This window comes from Trichloromonas sp. (assembly GCF_041583255.1).
Lineage (GTDB): Bacteria > Desulfobacterota > Desulfuromonadia > Desulfuromonadales > Trichloromonadaceae > Trichloromonas.
Window position 1 is genome coordinate 1 of the sequence record NZ_JBFHGD010000121.1, and the last position, 9,901, is coordinate 9,901.

Consider the following 9,901-nt stretch of genomic DNA (forward strand, 5'->3'; position numbering starts at 1 on the left):
CTTTCCACCTCCAGCGCCTTCGGGGTGATGGAGGGGGCGGTGCGCAACCTGGTGCAGAAACGCTGTGCCAACTTCGGCAACGGTGCCTTCAGCAGCAAGTGGAATGACGTGACCCGGCGCTGCGGCCTCGAGGCCGACCTGTATGCCGCCGAGTGGGGGCAGCCGATCACCCCCGAAATGGTCGATGCGGCGCTGGCTACCGGCAAGTACGACGCCATGACCCTGGTGCACAACGAAACTTCGACCGGCGTGCTGTCGCCCCTCGAGGAGATCGCCTGCGTGATGAAAAAATACCCCGAGGTCTCGTTCATCGTCGACACGGTTTCGTCGATGACCGCCGTCCCTATCGATGTCGATGCCCTGGGGACCGACGTCTGCCTGGCCGGGGTGCAGAAGGCCTTCGGCCTGCCGCCGGGGCTGGCCGTCTTTGCCGTTTCACCGAAGGCGCTGGCAAAAGCGAAGACCACCCCCAACCGCGGCTATTACTTTGACTTCGAAGAATTCGCCGAGAACGACCTGAAGGACAACACCCCGAGTACCCCGTGCATCAGCCTGATCTACGCCCTGGCGCACCAGCTGCGCAAGTTCTTCGCCGAGGGGCTGGAAAACCGTTACGCCCGCCACCGGCTGATGGCCGAGAGGACCCGCCGGTGGATTCTCGACCAGGGTTTCGGGCTCTTTGCCGCCGAGGGATATCGCTCGCTGACTCTCACGGCCGGGGCCAACGATGGCCGCACCGACCTGGAAAAACTCAAAAAACTGGCCGGCGAGCGCGGCTACGCCATCGACAACGGTTACGGTAAAATCAAGAACCACACCTTCCGCATTCCCCACATGGCCGACATGACCCTGGCCGACCTGGAAGAGCTGTTCGGGCTGCTTGAAGAGCTGCTGCCAAAGGCGCGGGGATGAGAGAGGCGGTAATAGGTTGTTGGTGACTAGTGGTTGGTTGTTGAAAACCAAGACATCGCTGACACTCAAATCGTGATTGGATTTTATTCCGGTTGCCATGATCGAAGAAAAAAGCGAGGCCTCCTTATCGGGGGCCTCGCTTTTTTTTGTTTGCCTTCTGCCGGCAGTGACTGGTGATTTTCACCAATCACTTGCAGTTAAGCCACCAGGGCCCCGCCGCAGGACGAACCGCAGCCGGCGGTGCAGCCGAAACAGTGGCGGCCGGTGACGATCCGGCGGCCGGTCAGGGCGGCCAGGTCGAGCTGGTCGACATGGCTGGGAAGGTCCTGGTCAAGGGAGAGTCCGAGGGCGAGGTTGAAATCACAGTCGGCCAGGGTGCCGTCCCAGGCGACGCAGACCTGGTGGCGGCACATCAGCCCGTCGAGGGTGTCGGAATTGAAGGCCTCAGAAAGCAGGGTGCGGTATGCGACGTCTTTTTTCTGCCGCTTGAGGTCGTCGAGAAAGCGTCCCAGCGGCATGTTGGTGATCGTCAGCAGGCGGGTGAACTCGATGCCGTGACGCTCCCGCAGCTCCCGCCGGTAGGCCTCTTCGAGGCCGGTCTGATCGGGAGGAAGAAAGGGCCCGCCGGGATTATAGACCAGGCTGAGGGTGCGCTCCGGCTCGATGCCGTAGCCGAGCTGGTTGAGCTGCCGGATGGCAGAGACGCTCTGTCCGAACACCCCTTCGCCCCGCTGGGCCTGCACGTTGCTATCCAGGTAGCAGGGGAGCGAGGCGACCAGCTGAACGTCGTGGTTTCGATAGAATCGTGGCAACCCGGCCATTCCCGGTTCGAAAAAAACCGACAGGTTGGTGCGCACCTGCAGCGGGTGGCCGGCGGCCCGCAGTTCGCCGATAAAGCGGGTGAAGTGGGGATTCAGCTCGGGGGCGCCGCCGGTGATATCGACCTGGCAGCCGGGGAGGGCCGTGAGCAGGCGCAAGATCGATTCCATGGTCGGCCAGGCCATCACCTCGGGCCGGTTCGGGCCTCCGCTGACGTGGCAGTGGCGGCACTGCAGGTTGCAGCGCAGGCCGACATTGACCTGCAGGCGCTGGACGGCTGCGCTGTGCAGATCCCGGCCGCTTGCTTCGCGGATTTTCCTGTCAAACTCGTTCATCTAATCGGTACCTTTTTTCTCACGTTGTCTAAAGGTCAGAAGCGCACCCGTACCCGGTAGGTCAGGGTGGCGCTGCTTTCAGCGGGAATCTTGATTTGCCAGCTGGCGGTGCCGGCCGTTTCCTTCCGGTGGGGATGACTTTCGCTGAGGATTTCCCAGTCTCCCGGCATCGGTTCGGCCACCCTGACCGTGACCGGCTCGGTCTTGGCATTGTTCAGCACGATCTGGTAGGCGCTTTCGAAGACATAGTTGTAGCGGCCCGAGCCGCCCAGCTTCTGGAAATCGGTCTGCTTCCTGTTGGCGGTGACGTCGAAGGCGTCGCCGAGCTTGAGCCGGACCCTTTCGTTTTTCGGCGTGTGGTCGATGCGGTCCTCGCCGACGAACTGGGCGCTGCCCTGGCGGTCCTTCTTGTAGACCCGGACGATCCCCTTCGGCAGCGGCATCCCCAGGCCGGCCTCCTCGCGGTTGGCCAGCTCGAGAAAGACCCCCACCTTGAGTTTCTCGCCGAGGCTGTCATAGCGCCCCCGGTAGTAGTAATCCCCTCCCTGCAGCAGGTATTCGCGCACCGCCGGCACCCCGGCGGCGCTGAGCAGGCTGACCTGCTTGGTCTGGTTCTCGCGCAGGGTGGTCGGCCGGCCGAGGCTGTAGAGGTGGTATTCGAACAGGCTTTCCTCCGGCATCGGCGCCGAGGCGGCGACCATCCCCTTTTCCATCATCAGATCGCGGGCCATCGGCATTGGCTGGCGCACCTGGTTGACGTCCCCCGCCACCAGCTGCAGGCGGGCCGAGCGGTAGCTGGTGCCGCTGCGGTTGGTCAGGGTCACCCAGCCGGAGAGGTCGAGGGTGGAATCGTCTTCGCTCAGCTGGGCCACGTAGTCGGCGTTCCAGGAGAGCCCCGAGGTCAGGTAGGCCAGCTCGAGCTGCTGCTCGCCGCCCTTGGCGCTGTGCAGCTGCAGTACCAGGGTCGGCCGGTCGCGCAGGTCGGCGGGGACATCGGGATAGACCAGCCGCCCCGGCACCCCGGTCTCGATGCGGTCGCCGATTTTCAGCACCACGCCGCCGCTGGCGGCCAGCACCTCGGCGGTCTCGAAGCTGTCTTCGCCGGTCTGGGGGTGGACGCGGACCACCTGCACGGTCTTGCCGACGTATTTTTCCAGCAGCGTCTGCGGGGTCAGCAGGTCGAAGTCGAAATTCTGCTCGATCACCTGCACCCCGTCGGGGTCGCCGAGACTGCGCAGCAGGGCGGTCTCCGGGCGGATGCCGGCGCTCACCTCGCGCAGGGCCAGGCGGTTTTCCCCCTGCCGCAAGTTCACCTTGCGCTGGTCGCGAACCAGGGCCAGGTTGTCGTTGTAGATGGTGACGGCGACTTCCTGCTGGTCGCTCAGGGTGCTGCGCAGTTCAAGCGGCGGCTCGGCGACGGCCGGCGCTGCGGCGAGGGCCAGCAGCATGGTCAGCAACAGGATGCGTTTCATGAGTTCTCCTTTTCGGTACAGCCAGGCCCGACCAGGCGTGCTAAGCGTTCCGGCTACCCTTCAAGTATATACAGCGAAATCAAGAGCGCCAAGGGTGATGGCCGGGCAGCAGAAAATTACCTTTGCAGCGACAGTGCGGAACACGAACGGGCCGGGGCGTTCCACGCTTGACCTGCCGTGGCAAAAGGACTAAGCTCCCGCTCATGTCTGGACGAAAATTTACTCCTTTTGCCATTGGCGCATTCACCATCATTCCGGAAGGTTTTCCGGCGCCGTCCCCCTGCGGCCTGCCGCTGGTGCTGGGTAAACACGGGGCCTTCGGCTCCGGCGAACATGAAACCACCACTTCCTGCCTTGAGCTGCTGCCGACCATCCCCGGCATAGGCGGTTGCCGTGCGCTCGATTTGGGAAGTGGTACCGGTATCCTGGCAATCGCCGCCGCCCGCCTGGGAGCGGCGGAGATTGCCGCCATCGATCTGGAATGGGCGGCGGCCGTCTCCTGCCAGGAGAATGTCCGGCTGAATGAGCTCGATGCCCGGGTCTTTACCATCTGTGGTGAACTGTCGGCGATTTCCTTCGACCCTTTCGACCTGGTGATGGCCAATATTTATGTCGATATCCTGCTCCCCTTGGCTGGTCAGCTGGTGACCCTGACCCGCCCCGGCGGCCACATCCTCCTTTCCGGCATTCCGCTGCAAGACAAGTTCGACATCTGCCGGCGCTACACGAATCTCGGGTGCACCGTGGTCGACAGTCGAATTATGGAAGATTTTGCCACCTACCTGTTGTCCAGGCCGCTCTGATCTTTCCCGACGGTCTTTCTCTGAAATAATCCAATCTCCGCTCACAAGGGCCCCTGAAATATTCAGTCCCTTTCCAGGGGGAGGTAAAGGGACTCAGGTTCACTGCCGGTGCCGTTGTGAATTGCGCGGAGCGAATCGCCTCTCGCTGTGCCACGCTGGCTCTGGCGCCACGGCAGCCAGCTCAGGGGGCGGTTGCGGACCTGAAGCGGAATATCCGGAATACGCTTGGGCTGCGGGAAGGATGCCGCCAATGAACAGTCGGGATAAGGGGGGATGAAGTAATGTCTAAACGATTGTGCGGGCATTGATTTGCTATTCTGGGGTGGTTTCTTCGCCGACCGGCAGACGCAGTAGATAGAAGGTGACCCCCAGGGCGATGACCGGCAGCACGATCCGAACCCACAGAATGTCCAGCAAGAATATGGTTGATATAAGAATGCTGACCCAAATCAGGGCGATGGCCTTGAGCTTGGCCTTGAAGGGAATGCCATTGCCGTCGAGATAAAGGCGAACCAGGGGGCCCAACTGCTCATGCCGGATCAGCCAGGCGTAAAAGCGGCTGGAACTGCGCGAAAAACAGGCCAGCGCCAGGAGCAGAAAGGGGACCGTCGGAAGCACGGGGAGAAAGAGGCCCAAAACGGCCAGTACCACGCTGGTGCAGCCCACCAGGTGCAAGCCCCAGCGCAGCAGAGGGGCATGGTTTCTTCTGTCGTTATCCTGAGGCGTGCGCATGGCGTCAGGCCGGTTCCAGCCCGGCGAACTTGAGCAGCAGTTTTTTGGGGCCGACGCTGCGGAAGGAGATGGTGACTTTCTGGTTGTCGCCGCTCCCTTCGATGCGGCGCACGGTGCCGACGCCGAACTTGACGTGGCGCACCTGCATGCCGAGGCGCAGCCCCTCTTCGGCGTCGGGGACGACCCGCACCTCGTCTTCGAAGGGGGAGTCGTCCTCGTCGAAGGGGGAGGGGGCCAGTTGCTCGAAGATCGAAGCCAGGTTGTGGCCGGCGGTCTTGTGCAATGCCGGTGCGGGGGCCGGCGCGTCGCCCAGGGCGGTCGGCGGGATTTCGCCGAGAAAGCGGCTCGGCGGGTTGAACTGGTAGTCGCCGTAGATCCGGCGGCGGCGGGCATGGGTCAGGTAGAGCTTCTCCATGGCCCGGGTCATGCCGACGTAGCAGAGCCGCCGCTCTTCTTCCACCTCGTCGCCGCCATCGCTGCTGCGCGAGTGGGGGAACAGCCCTTCCTCCATGCCGGTCATGAAGACGACCGGAAATTCCAGTCCCTTGGCCGCGTGCAGGGTCATCAGGGTGACCCGGTCGAGGCTGCCGTCGTAGGAGTCGAGGTCGGTGATCAGGGCGACCTGTTCCAGGTATTCGGTCAATGTCCCCTCGCTGCCGAAATGTTCTTCCATCCCCGCCAGCAGCTGCTCCAGGTTTTCCATCCGGTTCCGGGCTTCTTCGGTGCGCTCGTCGCGCAGCATCGGCCCGTAGCCGCTGTCGTCGATGATGGCGGCGGTCAGCTGCGGGTAGGGGAGCTCTTCCAGCTGCCGGCGGAACTGTTCCATCATCGTGACGAAGGCCTGCACCTTGCCGGCCGTGGCTCCTTTGAGCAGGCCGCGTTCGAGCGCCAGGGCGCAGGCGGGGAGAAAGCCCCCGGCTTCTTCTTCGAGCGTAGCGATCCGTTCGACGGTGGTGTTGCCGATGCCGCGGGTCGGCACGTTGACGATGCGGCGGGCCGAGATGGAGTCGGCCGGATTGGCCAGCACCCGCAGGTAGGCCAGGATGTCCTTGATTTCCATCCGCGAGTAGAACTTGACCCCGCCGAACATGACGTAGGGCAGCCCGCGGCCGCGCAGCGCTTCTTCGAGGGTGCGCGACTGGGCGTTGGTGCGGTAGAAGACGGCGATGTCCCGCAGGTGGCGGCCGCTCTCCTTGAGCCGGCTGATTTCGCCGGCGACGAAGCGGGATTCTTCCATGTCGTCGGGGAGCGCCTCGAGGGTGATCTTTTCCCCCTGCGGGTTCTCGGTCCAGAGGGTTTTCCCCTTGCGGCCGCGGTTTTTCGCCACCACTTCGCCGGCTGCCTCCAGGATGGTGCGGGTCGAGCGGTAGTTCTGCTCGAGGCGGATGGTGGTGCAGCCGGGGTAGTCCCGCTCAAAGCCGAGGATGTTGCCGATCTCGGCACCGCGCCAGGCGTAGATCGACTGGTCGTCGTCGCCGACCACGCAGAGGTTGTTATGACCGCCGGCGAGCAGCTGGACAATCCGGCACTGCACCTGGTTGGTGTCCTGGAACTCGTCGATGTGGATGTAGCGGAAGCGTTGGCGATACTTGTGCAGCACCTCGGGGTGGGCCTCGAACAGCCGCACGGCCAGCAGCAGCAGGTCGCCGAAGTCGAGGGCGTTGGCCTGCTGCAGCCGTTTCTGGTAGCGCGCGTAAACCCGCGCCGTCAGTTCGTTGTAGTAATCGCCGGTATCGAGCTGCTCGGGGAAGAGGCCCTTGTTCTTGGCGGCGTCGATGGCCCAGGCGGCGGCCCGTGCCTTGAGGGTCTTTTCGGGGATGTTGAGGTCTTTGAGCACGGCCTTGAGCAGGCGTTCCTGGTCCTGGTCGTCGTAGATGGTGAAGTCGGAGGAGTAGCCGAGCACGGCGATCTCGCGGCGCAGGATACGCACACAGGTGGCGTGAAAGGTGGCGACCCAGGGGAGCTCCGATTCGCCGAGCAGGCGCACCAGGCGCTCCTTCATTTCGGCGGCGGCCTTGTTGGTGAAGGTGACGGCCAGAATCTGCCAGGGGGCGACGCCATGGGCGCGGATCAGGTGGGCGACCCGGTGGGTCAGGGTGCGGGTCTTGCCGGAACCGGCCCCGGCCAGCAGCAGCAGCGGCCCCTCATGGTGCAGCACCGCCTGGCGCTGGGGGGCGTTGAGCCCGGTGAGCAGGTCGGTCACCTTACTGGTCCTCCAGGGAGCGGCTCATCAGGGCCCGGTTATAGGCGGAGACCATGTCCCGCCGGGAGATGATGCCGACCAGCTTGCGATGGGTTTCCCGGTCAACCACCGGCAGCTGCTCGATGTTGCGGTAGCCGATTTTGCGCATGGCCTGGTCGAGATCCTCGTCGGCATGGGCGGTGATGACCTTTTCGGTAGCCAGTTCCTTGACCACGACCAGGTCCATCAGGTCCCGTTCGAACACAACGCCCATGAAATCCTGCACCGAAATGATGCCGGTCAGGTCGCCATTGGAGTCGACCAGCGGAAAGTTGGTGTGCTTGGTCTGCTCGATGAAGTCGGCAAACTGGCCGAGGGTCATCCCCTCCGGAATGGCTTCGACATCGCGGATCATCACCTCGCCGACCTTCAGCGACTTCATGATGTTGCGTTCCTTGCCTGACTCCAGGTCGATGCCGGCGCGGGTCAGTTCGAAGGTTTCCAGGCTGTCTTTTTTGAAATGGCGGGCCATGGCGGTGCCGATGACGCAGGTCAGCATGATCGGGATGATAACCTCATAGCTGTCGGTGATTTCGAACAGCAGGAAGATAGCGGTCATCGGCGAGTGGGTTGCCGCCGCCAGGAAGGCCCCCATGCCGACCAGCGCGTAGGCGCCCGGGGCAATTCCGGCGGCAGGGAAGATCTGTGCGACCAGGTAACCGAAAGCGCCGCCGGCGACCGCACCCAGGTACAGGCAGGGGGCGAACATGCCGCCGGGAAGACCGGAGCCGAGGGTGATTGAGGTTGCGATGGCCTTGGCCAGCACCAGGGCGGCGAGCAGATACCAGGTCGGTTGATACCAGGTCTGGTCGCCGAGCAGCACGGTTTCAATGAATTCGTAGCCGTTGCCGAAGACCTGGGGGAAGAAGACCCCGATCAGGCCGACGGCCAGGCCGCCGAGGATCGGTTTGGCCAGCCGATGGACCTTGATGGCATCGATGCGGTCCTTGATCCGAAAATGGACGTCGATGAAGGCGGCTGCCAGGCCGCCGATGATTAGTCCGAGCAGTACGTAGAGTCCGAATTCCCAGAAACTGTGTACCGCGTAGTGGGGAGCGTAGAGTTCCGAGGTGTTGCCGAGCAGGGCGCGGGAGACGACGGTGGCCATGCCGCTGGCGATGACGATGGAGGTGAAGCTGGAAAGCTCGAAGGCCGCCAGCAGAACGATTTCCTGGGCGAAGAAGACCCCGGCGATCGGCGCGTTGAAGGTGGCCGCCACCCCGGCGGCGGCGCCGCAGGCGACCAGCACCTTGAGGCGGTCGCCGCTCATCTTGAACATCTGGCCGAACTGCGAGCCGATGGCGCCGCCGATCATGGCGATCGGCCCTTCCTGTCCCGCGCTGCCGCCGGAGCCGATGGTGATGGCGGCTCCGAAACCGCGGGTGAAGATCGGCCGCAGGCGCAGCTTGGCGCCGCGCAGGTTGACCCGTTCAAGAAACCCGGCAAAGCCCCCTTTGAGGTCCTCACCGAACCAGTGCCAGAGAGGGACCATCAGGAGGCCGCCGATGGCCGGGAAAAAAATTACCGCCAGGCGCTGTGGACTCCATTCGTGCAGGGAAAAGTTGAGCAGGTGCTCGCCCTGCTCGAAAATGCCCCAGTGCATGAAGTCGATGGTTTTGCGGAAGGCATAATTTCCCAACCCCCCCAGCAGGCCGATAATGACCGCCAGGATGATCAGGAAGGTGTTTTCGCTGATGCGGAAATATCCCGGCAGGCTGGCCGTGAACTGGCGCAGTTTTTCGGGGGTACGGCGGGCAGAAGACAAAACGATTACTCCACGGTGACGCTTTTAGCCAGGTTTCGGGGTTGGTCGACGTCGGTTCCCTTGAGCACGGCGATGTGGTAAGCCAGCAGCTGCAGGGGGACCGAGGTCAGAATCGGCATCAGGTCGTCGGCTATGGAGGGAATCACCAGCAGGGCGTCGGCCTTGTCGCCGAGGCCGGCACCGCCGGCATCGGTGACGGCGATGACCTTGCCGGCCCGGGCCTGGACTTCTTCCATGTTGGAGACGACCTTTTCAAAGGTGTCGTTTTCCGGCACGATGACCACCACCGGCATGTGCTCGTCGATCAGGGCGATCGGGCCATGCTTCATCTCGCCGGCCGGGTAGCCTTCGGCGTGGATGTAGGAGATTTCCTTGAGCTTGAGGGCTCCCTCGAGGGCGGCCGGGTACTGGTTGCCGCGGCCGAGGTAGAGAAAGTCGCGGGCGCCCATGAAGTCGCGGGCGATAGCTTCGATGGCCTCGTTCAGCTCGAGGCTTTCCTCGATCTTGCGCGGCAGGCTCAGCAGCTCGCCGGCCAGCTGCCGGCAGCTCTCGGCGGTGAGGACGCCCCTGGCCCGGCCGAGCCGCAGGGCGAGAAGAAAGAGGGCGACCAGCTGGGTGGTGAAGGCCTTGGTCGAGGCGACCCCGATTTCCGGGCCGGCGTGGGTGTAGATGACGCCATCGCATTCGCGGGGGATCGACGATTCGACCACGTTGCAGTCGTCTTGTTGCCGTTCAAATGCAGTTCGCTTTCGAAGGGGAGGGTGCTCGGCGAGAGGCCGACCGCCATCACCACCACGTCGGCGTCGATCGACTGTTCGGTC

At 63.6% G+C, this 9,901-nt stretch carries 7 protein-coding genes and 1 pseudogene; 2 read left to right on the forward strand and 6 right to left on the reverse strand.

From position 1 onward, the window contains the following. The coding region (locus ABYV89_RS10605; protein ID WP_432822926.1) for a pyridoxal-phosphate-dependent aminotransferase family protein at positions 1-912 on the forward strand (912 nt) is incomplete at its 5' end. A 197-nt stretch (positions 913-1,109) separates the two neighbouring features. On the opposite strand, the gene arsS is transcribed toward ABYV89_RS10605, so the two are convergent. Further along, positions 1,110-2,066, reverse strand: coding sequence for an arsenosugar biosynthesis radical SAM (seleno)protein ArsS (gene arsS, locus ABYV89_RS10610; RefSeq protein ID WP_432822927.1), 957 nt, complete (start codon positions 2,064-2,066; stop codon positions 1,110-1,112). A gap of 35 nt (positions 2,067-2,101) precedes the next feature. Further along, entirely contained in the window at positions 2,102-3,538 is a 1,437-nt protein-coding gene (locus tag ABYV89_RS10615) for a DUF4139 domain-containing protein (protein WP_432822928.1), read from the reverse strand. Positions 3,539-3,741: 203 nt separating this feature from the next. On the opposite strand from ABYV89_RS10615, the gene ABYV89_RS10620 reads away from it, so the two are divergent. Further along, positions 3,742-4,341 (forward strand): 50S ribosomal protein L11 methyltransferase, encoded by a 600-nt coding sequence (locus ABYV89_RS10620; RefSeq protein ID WP_432822929.1) that lies wholly within the window; start codon positions 3,742-3,744, stop codon positions 4,339-4,341. Between the two features lie 312 nt (positions 4,342-4,653). On the opposite strand, the gene ABYV89_RS10625 is transcribed toward ABYV89_RS10620, so the two are convergent. The 4 genes and pseudogenes from ABYV89_RS10625 to ABYV89_RS10640 form a co-directional block, all read right to left on the reverse strand. After that, positions 4,654-5,073 carry a YbaN family protein gene (locus ABYV89_RS10625; protein ID WP_432822930.1) on the reverse strand — a complete coding sequence of 140 codons (420 nt, stop codon included), beginning with the start codon at positions 5,071-5,073 and terminating at the stop codon, positions 4,654-4,656. A 4-nt stretch (positions 5,074-5,077) separates the two neighbouring features. Continuing rightward, positions 5,078-7,276, reverse strand: coding sequence for an ATP-dependent helicase (locus ABYV89_RS10630; protein ID WP_432822931.1), 2,199 nt, complete (start codon positions 7,274-7,276; stop codon positions 5,078-5,080). Between the two features lies 1 nt (position 7,277). Beyond that, complete coding sequence (locus ABYV89_RS10635) at positions 7,278-9,080, reverse strand: chloride channel protein (protein ID WP_432822932.1); 1,803 nt, start codon at positions 9,078-9,080, stop codon at positions 7,278-7,280. 5 nt (positions 9,081-9,085) lie between these two features. Next, positions 9,086-9,796: pseudogene (locus tag ABYV89_RS10640) on the reverse strand (SIS domain-containing protein); the annotation flags it as partial. Positions 9,797-9,901: the final 105 nt, after the last annotated feature.

Bases quoted from the DNA above. Each gene is read 5' to 3' on its own strand.
- arsS (WP_432822927.1), bottom strand. From the start codon at position 2,066: ATGAACGAGTTTGACAGGAAAATCCGCGAAGCAAGCGGCCGGGATCTG.
- ABYV89_RS10620 (WP_432822929.1), top strand. From the start codon at position 3,742: ATGTCTGGACGAAAATTTACTCCTTTTGCCATTGGCGCATTCACCATC.
- ABYV89_RS10625 (WP_432822930.1), bottom strand. From the start codon at position 5,073: ATGCGCACGCCTCAGGATAACGACAGAAGAAACCATGCCCCTCTGCTG.
- ABYV89_RS10615 (WP_432822928.1), bottom strand. From the start codon at position 3,538: ATGAAACGCATCCTGTTGCTGACCATGCTGCTGGCCCTCGCCGCAGCG.